Origin of the sequence: Dactylosporangium sp. CA-092794, assembly GCF_050948465.1 — a bacterium.
GTDB lineage: Bacteria > Actinomycetota > Actinomycetes > Mycobacteriales > Micromonosporaceae > Dactylosporangium.
This window is the reverse complement of record NZ_CP192044.1, coordinates 973739-991197: the sequence shown is the minus strand read 5'-3', so window position 1 is coordinate 991197 and position 17459 is coordinate 973739. Positions and strand designations below refer to the sequence as shown.

The 17459-nt window shown below is 72.9% G+C and carries 14 protein-coding genes; 7 read left to right on the top strand and 7 right to left on the bottom strand.

Translation table 11 applies throughout. The annotated features are described in order from the left end of the window. Positions 1–118: 118 nt before the first annotated feature. Positions 119–574: a gamma-glutamylcyclotransferase family protein gene (locus tag ACQPXD_RS04325; protein WP_345124357.1), complete on the top strand. Its 456-nt coding sequence runs from the start codon at positions 119–121 to the stop codon at positions 572–574. 148 nt (positions 575–722) lie between these two features. Here the strand turns inward: ACQPXD_RS04325 and ACQPXD_RS04320 are convergent, their stop codons facing one another. From ACQPXD_RS04320 to ACQPXD_RS04305, 4 genes are all read right to left on the bottom strand, one after another. Next, on the bottom strand, positions 723–1691 hold the full coding sequence (locus ACQPXD_RS04320) for a GNAT family N-acetyltransferase (protein WP_432835031.1): 969 nt from the start codon (positions 1689–1691) through the stop codon (positions 723–725). Between the two features lie 17 nt (positions 1692–1708). Beyond that, the gene (locus ACQPXD_RS04315; RefSeq protein WP_432835029.1) at positions 1709–2458 is read right to left on the bottom strand and encodes an SCO6745 family protein; all 750 of its coding nucleotides are present in this window, start codon (positions 2456–2458) and stop codon (positions 1709–1711) included. 82 nt (positions 2459–2540) lie between these two features. Continuing rightward, a complete protein-coding gene (locus ACQPXD_RS04310) occupies positions 2541–3329 on the bottom strand; it encodes a hypothetical protein (protein ID WP_432835027.1) in 789 nt (262 codons plus the stop codon). Positions 3330–3341: 12 nt separating this feature from the next. Then, positions 3342–3971 carry an MBL fold metallo-hydrolase gene (locus ACQPXD_RS04305; RefSeq protein ID WP_432835025.1) on the bottom strand — a complete coding sequence of 210 codons (630 nt, stop codon included), beginning with the start codon at positions 3969–3971 and terminating at the stop codon, positions 3342–3344. Positions 3972–4095: 124 nt separating this feature from the next. Between ACQPXD_RS04305 and ACQPXD_RS04300 the strand changes: the two genes are divergently transcribed. Beyond that, positions 4096–5295, top strand: a complete 1200-nt coding sequence (locus tag ACQPXD_RS04300) for a DUF4349 domain-containing protein (RefSeq protein WP_432835024.1) — start codon at positions 4096–4098, stop codon at positions 5293–5295. Here ACQPXD_RS04300 and ACQPXD_RS04295 read toward each other — a convergent pair. Further along, on the bottom strand, positions 5213–7447 hold the full coding sequence (locus tag ACQPXD_RS04295) for a hypothetical protein (protein ID WP_432835022.1): 2235 nt from the start codon (positions 7445–7447) through the stop codon (positions 5213–5215). The two genes, ACQPXD_RS04300 and ACQPXD_RS04295, sit on opposite strands and share 83 nt — an antisense overlap. Positions 7448–7483: 36 nt before the next feature. Continuing rightward, positions 7484–8779 (bottom strand): amidohydrolase, encoded by a 1296-nt coding sequence (locus ACQPXD_RS04290; protein WP_432843628.1) that lies wholly within the window; start codon positions 8777–8779, stop codon positions 7484–7486. Positions 8780–9588: 809 nt separating this feature from the next. Between ACQPXD_RS04290 and ACQPXD_RS04285 the strand changes: the two genes are divergently transcribed. After that, on the top strand, positions 9589–11385 hold the full coding sequence (locus ACQPXD_RS04285) for a serine/threonine-protein kinase (protein WP_432835020.1): 1797 nt from the start codon (positions 9589–9591) through the stop codon (positions 11383–11385). A 19-nt stretch (positions 11386–11404) separates the two neighbouring features. Continuing rightward, positions 11405–13132 (top strand): phospho-sugar mutase, encoded by a 1728-nt coding sequence (locus ACQPXD_RS04280; RefSeq protein ID WP_432835018.1) that lies wholly within the window; start codon positions 11405–11407, stop codon positions 13130–13132. A gap of 266 nt (positions 13133–13398) precedes the next feature. Here ACQPXD_RS04280 and upp read toward each other — a convergent pair whose 3' ends face one another. After that, positions 13399–14046, bottom strand: a complete 648-nt coding sequence (gene upp, locus ACQPXD_RS04275) for a uracil phosphoribosyltransferase (RefSeq protein WP_432835016.1) — start codon at positions 14044–14046, stop codon at positions 13399–13401. Positions 14047–14071: 25 nt separating this feature from the next. On the opposite strand from upp, the gene deoC reads away from it, so the two are divergent. The 3 genes from deoC to ACQPXD_RS04260 are packed head-to-tail and all read left to right on the top strand — an operon-like array spanning position 14072 to position 17302. Continuing rightward, the gene (deoC, locus tag ACQPXD_RS04270) at positions 14072–15007 is read left to right on the top strand and encodes a deoxyribose-phosphate aldolase (protein WP_432835014.1); all 936 of its coding nucleotides are present in this window, start codon (positions 14072–14074) and stop codon (positions 15005–15007) included. A gap of 5 nt (positions 15008–15012) precedes the next feature. Then, positions 15013–16443 carry an aldehyde dehydrogenase family protein gene (locus ACQPXD_RS04265; RefSeq protein WP_432835012.1) on the top strand — a complete coding sequence of 477 codons (1431 nt, stop codon included), beginning with the start codon at positions 15013–15015 and terminating at the stop codon, positions 16441–16443. Further along, positions 16433–17302, top strand: coding sequence for an aldehyde dehydrogenase family protein (locus ACQPXD_RS04260; protein WP_432835010.1), 870 nt, complete (start codon positions 16433–16435; stop codon positions 17300–17302). Before ACQPXD_RS04265 ends, ACQPXD_RS04260 begins: the two co-directional genes overlap by 11 nt. Positions 17303–17459: the final 157 nt, after the last annotated feature.

The window sequence follows — 17459 nt, the reverse complement described above, 5'->3', positions numbered from 1 at the left end:
GGAATGCCATCGCCCGCCGCCCCACCCGAACGGCGCATGCCGCGCCGACGAGTGGATCCGAATCCGACACGCTGTGCAGTATTCTCTCGCACACCCGGTCGGGTTTATCGTCATCGCCGTGCGTCATTACGCCGCGTATGGCTCGAACCTTGACCCTGCCCGCATGCGGGCCTACTGTCCGTACTCGCCGATGATCGGGACCGGCTGGCTGGAAGGCTGGCGCCTGACCTTCGCCGGGGAGGACGTCCTGGGCTGGGAGGGCTCGGTCACCACGATCGTCGAGTCCCCTGGCGACCGGGTCTTCGTCGCGCTGTACGACGTGCACCCCAACGACGAGAAGCAACTCGACGAGGTCGAGGGCGCCTTGGCCGGCACATACCGCAAGCTCCACCTGCGCGTGGCCACCCTGGACGGCGAGGAGACCGCCTGGGTGTATGTGTTCAACGGCTACGAGGGCGGCCTGCCCACCGCGTGGTATCTGGCCGAGATCGCCAACGCCGCCGCGAAGGCCGGCGCCCCGGCCGACTACCTGGACGCATTGCGCGCCCGCCCCACCAAGACCGCGATGCCCTAACCGCGCCGGCCGCGGTGGACCGAGCGACCGTAGCGGGACAAGTCCGGACAAATAGGGCAAACCCGGCACCCGGCCCGGATCAGCGCGTGCGGCGGGCGGGTGTTGCCCACAAAACGGCCACAAGTCTCCGCGATCACGGAAAACGCGATCATGGAAAAGTGGCCAGGACGGAGCGTTCGAACATGTCGGCGGCGAAGGCAACGGCCATGCCGGCGGACGTGTAGAGGCTGTAGGCGCCGGTCGGGTTGGTCAGGTCCACGCCCAGGCCGGCCGAGGTGCGGCCCTTCGCCGCATACGCGGCGAAAGCGGTCCGCAGCAGCGCCGTCCCGACGCCCGACTTGCGGTGCTCGCGCAGCACCGCCAAATTCTTCACCCAGCCCTCGTTGCGGTCCAGCGCCTGGTCCGAGGACTGCAACACCCCGACGATTTGTCCGGAAATTTCCGATACAAACCACTCGTCGAAGCTCACCGACGGCGCCGCCGCCACCGAAGCCCGCCAAGCCGAGAACGACACCGGCTCGAAGTCGGGCGTGTCCGCGAACGCCGCCTGCAGCACCGCGTGAAATCGTCGCAGCTCCGCCTCGTCGTCGGCCCGCACCGGGCGGATCACCAGGGAGGACGGGCCCGAGCCGGCCCGCTCCGGCCCGGTCAGCACCCGGGTCATCCGCGCGTGCCGCTTGCGGAAGACGAAGCCGTGGCCGGTGAGCGCGGCGATGTACGCGGTCTCGCTGGGCACGGCCCCCGCGCGCAAGGTCACCGACGGGTGCCCGGCCGACCGGGCCCGCTCGGCGACGCGCGCCAGGGCGAGGTCGAGCAGCGGGTCGTAGGCGGCGTGGGCCCCGGGCGCGGCGTAGACCTCCACGTTGTCCCGGGTACCCCCCGCCGGATTGTCAACATAGGCCCAGGCCAGCGGCGTCCCGGACGGGTCCAGGGCGAGCCAGCAGTCGTGGGCGGGGTCCTGGTTGGGCGCGGTCAGCGTCGCCACGACCTCGTCCTCGGTCCAGTCCGGCTCGCCGAGCGCGGCCACATCGCTGGATCGCGTCACGGACAGGATCGCGGCCACGTCGTGCAGGGTGCAGCCCCGCACCGTCCACCCGGGCAGTCCCGCCAACTCCATGCGACGAACCTCACCACTCAGGACGGCAGCGCGTCCTTGACCGAGATGACGGCCGCGTCAAGCAGGTTGACCAGCTCGATCCGCTCGGAGGTGTTCAGGGAGCGGAAGGCCTCGCCGGCGATGCGGTCCGTCAGCGCCTCGGCCCAGCTGCGGCGGCGGACCAGGGGCTCGTAGGCCGGGTACGGCGGCTGCCACCCGAACGCCGTCGCGCCCGACTCTCCCTCCGGGCCGGCGATGATCGCCTCCAGCGGGGTCAGGCCGCTGGCCCGCACGGCCAGCAGGTGGGCCGCGCCGCGGTGCTCGCGCAGCAGGTGGGCCAGGACGGCGGCGCGGGCGCCCGGGGAGTCGTCCGGCAGCGGCATTGCCCGCCAGGCCGCGAACAGCGGCATCCCGGCCGTCTCGGCGCTGACCACGACCCGCTCGGCGAGCTCGACGAGCTTCGGCAGGGCGTAGAAGCTCTCCAGGTGCTCGCGGCCCCAGCGGCAGCACTCGTCGAGGTTGTCGGCGGCGATCTGCTCGGGCGGGGCGACCTTGCGGGCCGCGTCCCAGCCGTCCTGCACGGCCTCGGGCGCGATGAAGCCCAGCGCCGCGGCCACCGTGTCGGCGCGCACGTCGCCCAGGGCGCCGCCCCGGCCGGCGACGTAGAAGGCCCAGCCGGTCAGGCCGATCTGGCGGGCGCGGCGCATGGTCTTGGGGTCGTCGCTGAAGGCGCTGCCCAGGACCAGCACCGCCTGCTTCGCCGCCGCGGCCGCCTGCTCGGGTGTCACCCGCGTCATTCTGCCCTCCCGCCGGGATCACGGTGAAGGCACTCGTTCGAGGACTAACCATGCGCGCGACGGGACGGGCGGTTCAGCCGAGGTCGGCCAGGGCGTCCTGGGCCAGCTTCACCCGCTTCTCGGCCTGGCGGACGGCCTTGCCGGCGGACACCACGGCGCGCTCGGCCTCGGCCTTGGCGGTCTCGGCGTCGGAGAGCTGCTGCAGCGCGGTCATCAGCTCCTTGCGCGCCTGCTTCACCGACCGGGCGTGCTCCTCCTCGGCCTTGCGACGCTCGTCCTCGCGGCGCCGGGCCTCGGCGCGCCGCTCGCGCTCGCTCTCGTCCGGTGCCGAACGGATCGGCGTGACGGTCGACGGTCCGCCGTGCACGAGCCGCAGGTTGGGGCGGGGCGTCTCGCCGAATCCGGTGTATTCCAGGGCCTTTGTCAGGTTTCCCTGGCGTACCGCCGAAGCGACCTCGGGATCCGCGAGCGCCGCGGCCAGGGTGGCCTCGACCTCGGCCACCGGCAGGTTGCCGCCCCGCGCCGGTCCGGCCAGCCGGGTGGCCTCGCGAGCCAGCGCGGAGACCGTGGCCCGGCGCCGCGTCGACAGCTCCCGCAGCTCGGCGCCGCGCAGCTCGCGCTGGGCGGTGCGCAGCTGCTCGGCCAGCGTGAGCAGCTCGCCGACGAGGTCCGGCCGCTCGTGCGCGAGCCGGTTGACCAGCCACGCCGCGACCGTGGGCTTGCGCAGCTTGCCGATGGCCGCAGCGAGCGCGGTGTCGCGGGCCTGCCGGGCCTTGGCGACCTCCTCGGCACGCAACGCGATGAACTCCTCCGGCGACGCCGAGTAGAGCCGGGCCGTGACGGCCGAGAGCGCATCCTCCATACCCGCTACAAATCAGATGGTGGTACCGGGGTCAAGCCGCGTGTACTGCGTGCCCGACAGCCGCGTCATGTGCCCGGTCACCATCTGCTGGCCCGCCTCCACGAGCAGGCTGTCGTGCAGGGCGAAGGCCCGCTCCGGCTTGACCGAGCGGGTGAAGTCGATCGCCTCGGCGAGCTTGAGCCACGGCGCGGAGACCGGCACGAACAGGGTCGCGACGGCCTCGTCCGGCACGTGGAACGCGTCGCCCGGGTGGTAGATGGTCCCGTCCGGCGAGTCGATGACGAACCCGACGTTGACGATCCGCGGGATGTCGGCGTGGATGATCGCGTGCTGCCCGCCGTGGGCGCGCACGGTCATGCCGGCCGCGACGAACGAGTCGCCCGGCCTGACCCCGTAGACGTCCGCATCGAGGTCGGTCAGCAGCGCCTCCACGTCGGGGTGCGTGTGGACGGTCAGCTCGTGCCGGTGCGCCGCGGCGCGCAGCCGGTCGACGTCGACGTGGTCCATGTGCTCGTGGGTGATGAGGACGGCGTCGGCGCCGTCGAGGGCCTCGGGCTCGCTGAACACGCCGGGGTCGATCACCAGCACCCCGCCGCCGTGCTCCAGGCGGAGACAGGCGTGCGTGTACTTCGTGATGCGCATCCGGTGACCTCCTCGTGGCAGAACCGTGACCCGGCGGGGTGGAACCGCGGCGGTACCCGCTCGCGTCCGAAAGGCACTACCGCGACCCGACCGGCTTCCGGATCGACCCTACCCAGGAGGCGTCATGTCAGTCAGGCGCACCACCGTGTTCATCGCGGCGGCGGCCACCGCCGTGGTGCTCGCGCTGAGCGGCTGCGGATCGAGCAGCAGCGACTCGGCGCCCAGCAGTAAACAGGCCGCGCCCGAGGGGGCCGTGCCGGCCCAGGGCGACGCCGGCGCCGGGCCCGCCATGGACAACAAGCTCGAGGGCAACCCGCAAGGCAACACCGCCCAGGGCTCGGGCACGCAGCAGCAGGTACCGGACAATATCGACACGCAGGACCGGGCGATCATCTACTCGGGCACGATGACCGTGCGGGTCAAGGACGTCAACGCGGCCGCCGCCCAGGCGATCGCGCTGGCCACCGGCGCGGGCGGCTTCATCGGCGCCGACAACCGCCAGATCAACGGCCAGAGCTCGACCGGCACGATCACGCTGCGGGTGCCGGCCGCGAAGTTCCAGGCCACCCTGGACGCGCTCAGCAAGACCCTCGGCGAGGAGGAGAGCCGGCAACTCTCCGCGCAGGACGTCACCGACCAGGTCGCCGACGTCGACTCGCGGATCCAGACCGCGCAGGCCAGCGTCGAGCGCATCCGGGCGCTGATGGCCAAGGCGCAGACGATCGGCGAGATCACGTCGCTGGAGTCGGAGCTGTCCCGGCGCGAGTCCGACCTGGAGTCGCTGCAGGCGCGCAAGCGGCGGCTGGACGGCCTGACCGCGCTGTCCACCATCACCGTGGTGCTGCGCGGCCCCGAGGCCCCGGTGGTGTCCGAAGAGGATACCGGCATCACGGTCGGCCTGCGCAACGGCTGGAAGGCCTTCGTGGCGTCGCTGCGCGTCGCGCTGACGGTGCTCGGCTGGCTGCTGCCCTGGCTGGTCTTCGTCGGCCTGCCGATCTTCCTGATCGTCTGGCTTCCCCGGCGGTACCGCCGGACACACCCGCGCCCGGTCCGTCCCGTGCCGGGCGGGCTCGTGCCGGCCGCCCCGGTCGCCGCCGGTGCGTTCCCGCCGCCGGGTGGCCCGTTCCCGCCGCGGCCGCAGCCGCCGGTCTCCGCGCCGCCCGCCCGTCCCCCGGCGGATGAACCGGGGGAGCCCGGGGCGGCCGCGGTTTCGGACCCGGCGGCGGGGGCAGGGGCGGAGTCTAGGCGGGCACCGGAGGCTGCGGCCGGGCCTCGGCCGGATCCTGCGGAGGAAGGTCCGTCAGGTCCTGCATCAGCTCGCTGATCACCGCGCCGAACTCCGGCCGCTGCTGGTAGGCGCCATGACCGTCAACCTTGGGGAACACCGTGTCGCCGGGCTGCATGTCGAAGCCCGGCGGGTCGGCCAGGCGCACGTCGCGCGCCGTGTCCGACTCCACCGGTCCGCCGATGGGGTCCGTGTCCCGCCACAGGTTGACCCAACGGGGGGTGTGCTGGCCCGGCTCCGTCTGGGGCCGGGTCAGCACCGCGCCGGCCTGCTCGAGGACCTTGTCGTTGACGTAGGCGGGGAAGAGCCGGGCGTACAACCGCCGCAACGGCGAGCCGTAGGTCAGCAGCGCCGTGCGGGCCCGTGCCTCCGGCGGTAGTTGCAGGACGGTCGCGGCGACGAGCACGCTGCCCTGGCTGTGCCCGGACAGGATCACGCCGCCCGGCGCGGTGGCCAGCCACGCGGAGCGCTTGGCCAGCTCCGGCACGACCCGCTCGGCGTAGCAGGGCGGGGCGAGCGGGTGGGCGGCGCGCGGCCAGAACGTGCCGAGGTCCCACAGCACCCCGACGATGCGGCGGAAGCGCTGGTACCGGTAGGCGAGCACGCCGATGAGCACGAGCGCCAGGGTGGCCAGCCCGATGAGGTACGTGCCGAGGTTGACCACGAAGGAGAGCACCTCGGCCGTGACCGAGCCGGAGGCGGCCAGCCGGATCGGGCGCACCCCGGCCAGCGCGAAGCCCGTCGCGACCACGGCGGCGATCGCCGTGGGGATGAACACCCAGACCAGCAGCTGTCCGATGTGGTCGGTCACCCGGGCGTCGGCGACGGCGACGTCGATCTGCTCGGCCCGCCGCGGACCGCGCCCGCGGTCGCCGGGGAAGTCGGCGTCGGTGACCGCCCGGGCGTCGCGGCGCAGCCGGCGCACCAGCGGCAGCCCGCCGACCAGCGCGACGATCACGATGAGCACGATCAGCAGCACGAAGCCGGCGGCGGCCCACTCGTAGGCGGCCGGCGGCTGCAGCAGCTGCCCCCGCGCGTAGTCGGCCGAGGAGGGCAGGGCGCGGCGGTCGAGGAAGTCGGCGACGCGGTACGACAGCCCGGCGGAGAAGGCGACCGCCACGCCAAGCCCGGTGCTGGCGATGAGCGGCCCGGCCAGGCCCTGCAGGAAGGTGCCGGACGGGCGGCTGGCGAGCACCACGCCGCCGAGGATCAGCATGAGCACGACCTGGACGGCGAACAGGACGGTCACCGTGCCGCCGAGGATCGGCATCCGGCCGGTGGCGGTCCACGGGTCGCGGGCCAGCAGCGCGTAGCCGGCCACGAGCACGCTGAGCACCACCGCGGCGTGGCTGAGCAGGCGGGTGAACGGCAGCGCCCAGGGGGCCGGCGCGTCCCGGTCGACGACGGACGGCAGCGTCACCGCGACGACGCACGCCACCAGGATCAGCGCGGTGAGCCCGGCGAGCGTGTAGCCGATCGGGTGCGGGTCGTGCGACACGAGCACGCCCAGCAGGATCGCGTCGAGCGTGCCGAACGCGAACGCGATGTGCAGCGAGCGCAGCCGGCCCACCAGCGGCTTGCCGTTCCAGAAGCACGGGTGCGCCAGGCCGTCGCCGTCGCCGTCGGTGTCGACCTGGAACGCCTCGTAGCGAACCCAGGTGCGCCGGCCGAGGAACCACAGGAACCCGATGACCAGCGCCGGCAGGAGCGCGCTGAGCGCGAGGCGGCGGCTGGTCGTGGCGAAGAAGCCGTGGGCGAGCAGCCCGAGATACGGCCGCCCGTCGAGGCAGCGCGGGAGGCTCGCGCACTGCCAGCCGACGAGGTCCACCGAGATCTCGACGAACGACAGCACGAAGGAGCCGGTCACGCTCAGCGCGAAGATCCGGGTCAGCGCCCGGACCGCGGCCCGCGGGCCGGGCCGGGTGTCCGGGCGCAGCCACAGCGCGACGTTGGCGAACATGAACGGCAGCAGCAACAGCCACAGCGCCCGGGCGGCGGCGCCGGCGGTGAGGTTGCCCCACCGGTAGGCCTCCAGGGTCGCACCGCCGGGGCCGGTGGTGGAGCCGTACTCGGGGCGGGGCCGGAAGAACCCCGCGTCACTGTCACCGGCCACCTGGTGCAGCAGGGGCCGATCGAGAACTTCCTCCGCGGGCGACCCTTGGACCCCGTGGACCCGCAACTCGGTAACCACGGGTACGGGTTACCACATACCGGCGTGGATGTCTGTCTAAAACGCGCCCGCGCTGAGCGCGGCGAGGGCGGTGTGGACCATGATCCGCACGCCGTAGCCGATGGCGCGCTCGTCGACGTCGAACGCGGACTGGTGGATGTCGAACTTCGTCTCCGCGCCGGGCACGCCGGTGCCGAGCCTGATCATCGAGCCGGGCACGCTGTCGAGGTAGAAGGCGAAGTCCTCGCCGCCCATGCTGATCTCGGCCTCGACCACCCGCTCCGGGCCCAGCGCCGCGCCGGCCGCGCCGGCGATGATCGCCGTGGCGAGCCGGTCGTTGACCACCGGCGGGACGCCGCGGGTGTAGGTGACCTCGACGTCGGCGCCGGTCGGCGCGATGACGTCGTGCACCAGCTTGGTGACCAGCTCGGGGACGTCGCGCCAGGCGTCGCGGCTCAGCACCCGGATGGTGCCCCGGGCCACGCCCTCGATCGGGATCGCGTTGGCCGCCTCGCCGGCCCGCACCGCGCCCCAGACCATCGACACCCCGGCCCGCGCGTCGAGCTTGCGGTCCAGCAGCGACGGCACGTCGACGAGGATGCGGCCGAGGGCGTGCACGAGGTCGGCGGTCAGGTGCGGCCGGGCGGTGTGCCCGCCGCGGCCGGTCAGCCGGACCTCGATCTTGTCGGCGGCCGCGGTGAACGGGCCGGAGCGCACGCCGACCAGGCCGACCGGCAGCTGCGGCGCGCAGTGCAGCGCGAAGATCGCGGCGACGTCCTTCAGCCCGCCGGCGGCGATCACCTCGGGCGCGCCGGAGGGCATGGTCTCCTCGGCCGGCTGGAACAGCAGGCGGACCCGGCCGGGCAGCTCGCCGCGCTCGGCCAGCTGGGCCAGGGCCAGGCCGACGCCGAGCAGGACGGTAGTGTGCACGTCGTGACCGCACGCGTGGCAGACGTTGTCGACGGTGGAGCGGTAGGGCACGTCCTTGGTGTCGGGCAGGGGCAGCGCGTCGAGGTCGGCCCGCAGCGCGATGACCCGGTCGCCGTAACCGATGTCACACATGACCCCGTTGCCCTTGGGCAGCAGGCGGGGCGACAGCCCGGCGCGGGTGAGCTCCCGGGCGACCAGCGCGGCGGTCTCGAACTCCTGGCCGGACAGCTCGGGGTGGGCATGCAGGTGACGCCGGAAGGCCACGAGCTCCGCGCCGCGTGAGGCGAGCCAGCGGTCGAGCTGTCCCGGCAGCGGGTCGGCTCCGGGTGGCGTCTCGGGCCAGCCTTCGCTCAGGCGCTCGGCCCTCGACGACGTCAACCGGCCGACCGGTCGCGCCGTGGCGGCGGCGGTATCGGGCAGCATCAGCGCTCTCGTCACGGTGAGTTCTCTATTTCGGTCTATTGGAGCGGCGCGCCTCATGCGTGCCATGGACAGACTAACCGGGTCAAGGTGACGGAGCGCAACATCATTCTCGTGATGTTGAAATAGCTGAGCGTCACTCAGACCCCCATGAAGGCGCAAATCAGCAGGCCCGGCCGGGACAGCGGCCTCCCATCCAGACAAAGACCCCCCACCTCCTTTAACGGGTGACAGGCGCCACGGTCACGTGGTGTCGCGACAAACTTCCGCAGCGGCGCCAAGCCTTCAGTCGTCGCTGTTCGACGCACAGTGACGAGAGACGTCGCAGGGTGGCATGAACGCGAGGCCCGGCGACGCACCGCTCGTCCGACTATCGGCGGTGGCGATCGGAAATCCAGCAAACCTAGTGCGCCGATGTTCCACCGACGTTTCCGTCACCTGCCTAGACGCTCCATCCGCCTGCCCTGGTTCCCCGGATGAACGAATTCAATCCGGTTCAATCCTGCGAGGGGTCCGCAGGGCGACATGATCGGCACGTTCGGTTGTCCGCGGGTCACGGTACGGTGAAGGAGCGGACCCCACCTTTCTTAACCGAGCAGCAGCAAGCAAGATAGTGGGGCGAGAAGTCAACCTCCCCCTCCCATGACGGTTTACTGCCTGTGACTCAGCTTCCGACGTGGCATGGTGAGCCCCTGCCACCCACCGGTGCACTGGCCTCCGCCGGAGCCGGGCGTGATCCTGCGCGCGGCACCGACTCTCCCTCCAACGGACCCGCTCGCGAGCCGCGCGAGCCGGGCTCGACGGCTCCCCCCGTGCCGGGGCAGCGCGCCGCGCCCGGCGTGGTGATCGGGGGGCGGTATGCATTACGCACCGCCATCGGTCACGGCGGCATGGGCACCGTCTGGCGCGCCAGCGACACGCTGCTGCGCCGCGACGTGGCGGTCAAGGAGGTGATCCTGCCGCCGGGGCTGGCGCCCAGCGACCGCGACTCGATGTATCAGCGCACGCTGCGCGAGGCCCGCGCGGCCGCGGCGCTCTCCCACCCGGCGGTCGTGCAGGTCTACGACGTGGTGACCGAGGCCGGCCGGCCGTGGATCGTGATGGAGCTGCTGCAGGCCCGCAGCCTGGCGGAGATGATCGTCGAGGACGGCCCGCTGGCTGCCCGGGCGGTCGCCAAGATCGGCATCGCGCTGCTCGGCGCGCTCGAGGTGGCCCACGCCGCCGGGGTGCTGCACCGCGACGTCAAGCCGGCCAACGTGCTGATCTGCGGCGACGGCCGCTGCGTGCTCACCGACTTCGGCGTGGCCCGGATGCCCACCGACAGCGAGCTGACCACGCCCGGCATGGTGCTCGGCTCGCCGCACTTCATCTCGCCCGAGCGGGCGATCGGCGCCAAGTTCGGCCCGCCGAGCGACCTGTTCTCGCTGGGTGTGACGCTCTATACGGCCGTCGAGGGCCGCCCGCCGTTCGACAAGCGCGACCCGTTCGAGACCATGCGCGCCGTCGTCGAGGAGCCGCCGGCACAGTCGATGCGCGCCGGCCCGCTGGCCGGGGTGCTCTACGGGCTGCTGGAGAAGGACCCGGCCCGCCGGTGGAACGTCGAGACGGCCCGCGCGGTGCTGCGCGACCTGCTCGCCGGGCCGCTGGCCAGCAACGCGCCGGCCCACCTCACCGATCCGTATGCGGTGGTCCGCCCGGCCCACCAGCCGACGATGGTCCACCCGCAGCAGCCCAGCGGCCAGATCGGCGGCCGGGCCATGATCGCGCCCGGCGAGACGGTCAGCGGCGCGCTGCGCCGCATGCACTCGGGGGGCCCCGCCGGAGCCGGCGGCCACGAGGGCGAGCTGGAGCGCACCGGCGCCGACCGCTACAACGCGTATGCCCCCGAGTACGCACAGGACGACTGGGCCCAGGGCCCGCCGGTCGGGCCGAGCCAGCCCGGCGGCGGCGACCTGGCCCGGCAGTTCGTCGGCCGCGCCAAGGCGGCCCCGACCTGGGCGAAGGTCGCCGTGGCGGCCGGCATCGCGGTGGTGCTGTTCCTCGGCATCGGCGCCGCGACCGGGCTGTTCTCCGGCGGCGACGGCGACAAGCAGGGCCAAGGGCCGCGCGTTTCGGCCTCCAGCGCCCCGGCGGCGCCGCCGTTCGAGGTGGAACCGTTCAGCCACCCGGGCGGCATCACGGTCAACGTGCCCAAGGGCTGGAGGATGACCAAGCTCGGCAACGCCAGCGCGCCGTATTACGACATCACCGACCCGGCCGACGCCAACCGGCGGATCCGGGTCAACATCGAGAAGGCCTCGACCAACCCGAGGGCCTTCCTCGAGGCGGCGGAGAACCGGCTCAAGGCCACGCCGACCAGCTGCGAGGCGCCGTACAACCGGGTCAACCTGACCGAGGACAAGCTCGACGGGCAGCCGGCGGCCCTGCTGGAGTATCAGTGCGGCTCCGGCGACAAGCTGCGCCACGCCCTGTGGAACGCGGTCGTGGTCAACGGCAAGGCGTACCACTTCTTCGTCACCGTGCCCGACGCGCGCTTCACCGAGAGCAAGGCGATCTTCGACGAGATGGTCCGGTCGTTCAAGCTCACTACGCCGTCGACCGGGCCCTGATGGATGCTAAGAAGGGCAGATGACCTCCACGGAGCGTGATCTGCCCCTGCGGGCCGCGGCCGAGGCCTGGCTGGCCGACGACCCCGACCCGGCCAGCCGCGAGGAGCTGCTGGCCCTGCTGGACGACGGCGCCGAGCTGGAGGACCGCTTCTCCGGACCCCTCCGCTTCGGTACCGCCGGCCTGCGCGGCCCGCTGCGCGCCGGCCCCAACGGCATGAACCTCGCGGTCGTGCGGGCCGCCGCGGCGGGCCTGGTCCGCTGGCTCGGCTCGGCAGCGTCCACCCCGGCAGCGTCCACCGCGGCAGCGTCCACCGCGGCAGCGTCCACCCCGGCGGCGTCCACCCCGGCGGCGTCCACCGCGGCATCGTCCACCGCGGCGGCGGACGACCGGCCGCTGGTCATCGGCTACGACGCGCGGCACGGCTCGCACGCGTTCGCCGTGGAGACCGCCCGGGTGGCCACCGGCGCCGGGCGCCGGGCACTGCTGCTGCCCCGCCCGCTGCCCACGCCGGTGCTCGCGTTCGCCGTCCGCCGGCACGGCGCCGCGGCCGGGGTGATGGTGACCGCCAGCCACAACCCGCCGCAGGACAACGGCTACAAGGTGTATCTGGCCGACGGCGCCCAGCTCGTGCCGCCCGCCGACGCCGCGATCGAGCACGCGATCCGCGAGGTCGGCCCGCTCGCCGACGTGCCGCTCGGGCCGCCCGGCGAGGTGCTGACCGACGAGATCGTGCGGGACTACGTCGACGCGGCGCTCCAGGTCGTCGAGCCGGGGGTGCCGCGGGAGCTCTCCGTGGCGTATACCCCCATGCACGGCGTCGGCCGCGAGGTCTTCACCGCGACGCTGGCCGCGGCCGGCTACCCGGCGCCCTTCGTCGTCGCCGAGCAGGCCGAGCCCGACCCCGACTTCCCGACCGTGGCGTTTCCCAACCCCGAGGAGCCGGGCGCGACCGACCTGCTGCTCGCGCTCGCCGCGCGGGAGGGCGCCGACATCGCCATCGCCAACGACCCCGACGCGGACCGCTGCGCGGTGGCGTTCCAGCGCGACGGCGTGTGGCGCCAGCTGCGCGGCGACGAGGTCGGCGCGCTGCTCGCCGACCACCTCATGCGCCGCGGCGCGCGGGGCCGCTACGCGACCACGATCGTCTCCTCCAGCCTGCTGTCGCGGATGTGCGCCGACCGGGGGCTGCCCTACGGCGAGACGCTGACCGGCTTCAAGTGGATCGTGCGGGCCGGCGACGACCTGGTCTACGGCTACGAGGAGGCGCTGGGCTACTGCGTGGCGCCGGGCATGGTGCGCGACAAGGACGGCATCACCGCGGCCCTGCTGGTCTGCGAGCTGGCCGCCGGGCTCAAGGCCGAGCTGCGCACCCTCGGCGACCGGCTCGACGAGCTAGCGCTGCGCTACGGCGTGCACGCCACCGACCAGCTCTCGGTGCGCGTCGACGACCTCGACGAGATCGCCACCGCGATGGCCACCATCCGCAGCCGGCCGCCGGCCGAGCTGCTCGACGAGCCGGTGACCGCGATCGAGGACCGGCTGCCCGAGTCCGACGTGCTGATCCTGCGGGCCGGCCCGAGCCGGGTGGTGGTGCGCCCGTCCGGCACCGAGCCGAAGCTGAAGGCCTACCTCGAGGTCGTCGAGCCGGTCGCGGACGGCGACATCGCCGGCGCCCGCGAGCGGGCCGCGGCCTCGCTGGCCGCCCTGCGCACCGAGACGGCCACCGCTTTGGGCCTGCCGAACTAGCGCTTGTCCACGCGGCAGCGCCCCGGTCTCGCCTTGGACGGCCGGCTTGCCGAACTAGCGCTTGGCCGCTTCCGTTGCGCCGCGGCCTGCGGGCCGAACTAGCGCTTGGCCGCGTCGCGGTGCTTTGGGGGTCGAACTAGCGCGTGGTCGGCCTTCCGGCCGCCAGGCGCCGTCGGGGCCGCTAGGCCGGTCGTCCGCTTGTGGCGCTTCGAGGCGCCGAACTAGCGCTTGGTCGGTTTCCGACCGCCAGGCGCCGTCGGGGCCGGCTAGGCCGGGTCGTCGCCGAAGCGGGGCATGCCGCCGAACTGGCGGTCGCCCGCGTCGCCCAGGCCCGGGACGATGAACATGCGCTCGTTGAGCCGCTCGTCGATCGCGGCCGTGACCAGGCGCATCGGCAGCCCGGAGGCGGCCAGCCGGTCGATGCCGGCCGGGGCGGCGAGGACGCACAGCACCGTGATGTCGGTCGCGCCGCGGTCGACCAGCAGCCGCACGCAGTGCTCCAGCGAGCCGCCGGTGGCGAGCATCGGGTCGAGCACCAGCACCGGGATGCCGGACAGGTCGCGGGGCAGCGACTCCATGTAGGCGCGCGGCTCGAACGTGTGCTCGTCGCGCGCCAGCCCCACGAACCCCATCGACGACTCCGGCAGCAGGGCCAGCGCCGAGTCGGCCATGCCCAGGCCGGCCCGCAGCACCGGCACCAGCAGCGGCGGGTTGGCCAGCCGAGTACCCTCCGCCATGGCCACCGGCGTGTTGACCGGGAATTGCTCCGTGGCGAACGAGCGCGCGGCCTCGTACACGAGCATCGTCGTGAGCTCGTGCAACGCGGCTCGGAACGATCCGTTGTCGGTGCGTTCGTCGCGCATCGCGGTCAGCCGCGACTTGGCCAGGGGATGATCCACCACGAGTACGTCCACGAGCCGACAGCCTAGTATTTTCCGCATGACCCTCACCGCCGAGGTCGCGCGCTCACAAGGCGCGTTGCGAACCTTCCTCCACGGCCTGCCGGGAGTCGACCAGGTCGGCGCCGAGCAGCGCGCCGCCATGCTCGGCACCCGCTCGATCAAGACCACCGCCAAGGCCCAGGCCCTCGACCTGGCCATCCGCATGGTCGACCTGACCACCCTGGAGGGCTCGGACACTCCGGGCAAGGTGCGCGCACTGTGCGCCAAGGCGGTCCGGCCGGACCCGGCCGACGCCACCTGCCCCAGCGCCGCCGCCATCTGCGTGTATCCGGCGATGATCGCGACCGCCGCCGAGGCGCTGCGCGGCACGAAGGTGCACCTGGCCAGCGTCGCCACCGCGTTCCCGTCCGGGCAGGCGCCGCTGGCGGTCAAGCTCGCGGACACCCGGGCCGCGGTCGCCGACGGCGCCGACGAGATCGACATGGTGATCTCCCGCGGCGCGTTCCTGGCCGGCCGCTACGCGGAGGTCCACGACGAGATCGCGGCGGTCAAGGAGGCCTGCGGGTCCGCGCACCTCAAGGTCATCCTGGAGACCGGCGAGCTGGCCACGCTCGACAACGTGCGCCGGGCGTCGTGGCTGGCGATGCTGGCCGGCGCCGACTTCATCAAGACCTCGACCGGCAAGGTGCAGCCCGCCGCGACGCTGCCGGTCACGCTGGTGATGCTGGAGGCGGTCCGCGACTTCCGGGAGCAGACCGGGCGGATCATCGGCGTGAAGCCGGCCGGGGGCATCCGCACCGCCAAGGACGCCATCAAGTACCTCGTGCTGGTCAACGAGACGGCCGGGCCCGACTGGCTCGATCCGGACCGGTTCCGCTTCGGCGCGTCCACGCTGCTCAACGACCTGCTCATGCAACGCACGAAGCTCGCCACCGGCCGTTACAGCGGCCCCGATTACTTCACCCTGGACTAGCCGTCATGGAATTTTCGTACGCCCCGGCGCCGGAGTCGCGCTCGATCGTCGACATCCGCGCCTCATACGGGCTCTTCATCGGCGGCGAGTTCGTCGACGGCAAGGGCGAGCCGTTCAAGTCGATCAACCCGGCCAGCGAGGAGACTCTCGCCGAGGTCGCGTGCGCCGACGCCGCCGACATCGACACCGCGGTCAGCGCCGCCCGGCACGCCTACGACACCGTGTGGGGGCCGATGCCGGGGCGGGAGCGGGCGAAGTACCTCTTCCGCATTGCCCGGATCATCCAGGAGCGCTCCCGTGAGCTCGCGGTGCTCGAGTCGCTGGACAACGGCAAGCCGATCCGCGAGTCGCGCGACGTCGACCTGCCGCTGGTGGCCGCGCACTTCTTCTACTACGCGGGATGGGCCGACAAGCTGCCCTACGCCGGCTTCGGGCCCGACCCGCGCCCGCTGGGCGTCGCCGGCCAGGTCATCCCGTGGAACTTTCCGCTGCTGATGCTCGCCTGGAAGATCGCGCCGGCGCTCGCCGCCGGCAACACGGTGGTGCTCAAGCCGGCCGAGACGACTCCGCTGACCGCGCTGCTGTTCGCCGACATCTGCCGGCAGGCCGACCTGCCGCCGGGCGTCGTCAACATCATCACCGGAGCCGGCGAGACCGGGCGGCTGCTGGTCGAGCACCCCGGCATCGACAAGGTCGCCTTCACCGGGTCGACCGAGGTCGGGCGGGCCATCGCCCGGGCGGTCGCCGGTACCCCCAAAAAATTGACGCTCGAACTGGGCGGCAAGGCGGCGAACATCGTCTTCGACGACGCGGCGCTGGATCAGGCGGTCGAGGGCGTCGTCAACGGCATCTTCTTCAACCAGGGCCACGTGTGCTGCGCGGGCTCGCGATTGCTGCTGCAGGAGTCGATCGCCGAGGAGTTCCTGGCCGCGCTCAAGCGACGCATGGCCCAGCTGCGCGTCGGCGACCCGCTGGACAAGAACACCGACGTCGGCGCGATCAACTCGGCCGCCCAGCTGGCCCGCATCCGCGAGCTGTCCCAGGTCGGCGAGGAGGAAGGCGCGCAGCGCTGGTCGGCGCCGTGCGAGCTGCCCGAGCGCGGCTTCTGGTTCGCCCCGACGATCTTCACCGGGGTCACCCAGGCGCACCGGATCGCCCGGGAGGAGATCTTCGGGCCGGTGCTGTCGGTGCTCACCTTCCGCACCCCGGCCGAGGCGGTCGAGAAGGCCAACAACACCCCATATGGCCTCTCCGCGGGCATCTGGACCGAGAAGGGCTCGCGGATCCTCAGCGTCGCCGACCGGCTGCGGGCCGGCGTGGTCTGGGCCAACACGTTCAACAAGTTCGACCCCGCCTCGCCGTTCGGCGGCTACAAGGAGTCGGGCTACGGCCGCGAGGGCGGCCGGCACGGGCTGGAGGCCTACCTTGAGCACTGAAGCCCGCCTGGCGGTGCGCAAGACCTACAAGCTCTTCATCGGCGGGGCGTTCCCGCGCAGCGAGTCCGGGAGGTCCTACCAGGTGCACGCCGCCTCCGGCGACTTCCTCGCCAACGCCGCGCTCGGCTCGCGCAAGGACGTCCGCGACGCCGTCACGGCGGCCCGGGCGGCGGTGGCCAAGTGGTCCGGCGCGACCGCCTACAACCGCGGGCAGATCCTGTACCGGATCGCGGAGATGCTGGAGGGCCGGCGCGAGCAGTTCGTCGCCGAGGTGTCCGCCGCCGAGGGCCTGACGCCGGGTGACGCCGCCGGAATCGTCGACGCCGCGATCGATCGATGGGTGTGGTACTCGGGCTGGTCCGACAAGATCGCCCAGGTGCACGGCGGGGCCAACCCGGTCGCGGGGCCCTACTTCAACCTCTCCGCGCCCGAGCCGACCGGGGTGGTCGGGATCGTCGCGCCGGCCGGCTCGTCGCTGCTGGGGCTGGTGAGCGTGATCGCGCCGGCGATCGTCACCGGCAACACGGTGGTCGTGCTCGCCGCGCCCGAGCGCCCGCTGCCGGCGGTGACGCTGGGCGAGGTGCTCGCCACGTCGGACCTGCCGGGCGGGGTGGTCAACCTGCTGACCGGCTCGGTCGCCGAGCTGGCGCCGTGGCTCGCGGCGCACATGGACGTGAACGCCATCGATCTGACCGGTGTGACGGACCCCACACTCGCCGCGGAGCTCGAGGCCGCCGCGGCGGAGAACCTGAAGCGGGTGATCCGCCCGAGCGATCCGGACTGGGCCGCCGACCCTGGCCTTTCCCGGATGCTCTCGCTGCTGGAGATCAAGACGGTCTGGCACCCCAAGGGGGTCTGACCGCCGCAGACCAGGCACACTAGGGTGTTTTGTGCGCGAGGCCACACACGTCCCTGGTGTGCCCGCACGCCGAGCCCGACTACGGAGGTCACAGTGGCCCGCCAGTCTTCGCAGTCTTCCCGGTCAACGCCGTCGCGGCCGACCAAGAAGACCGAGC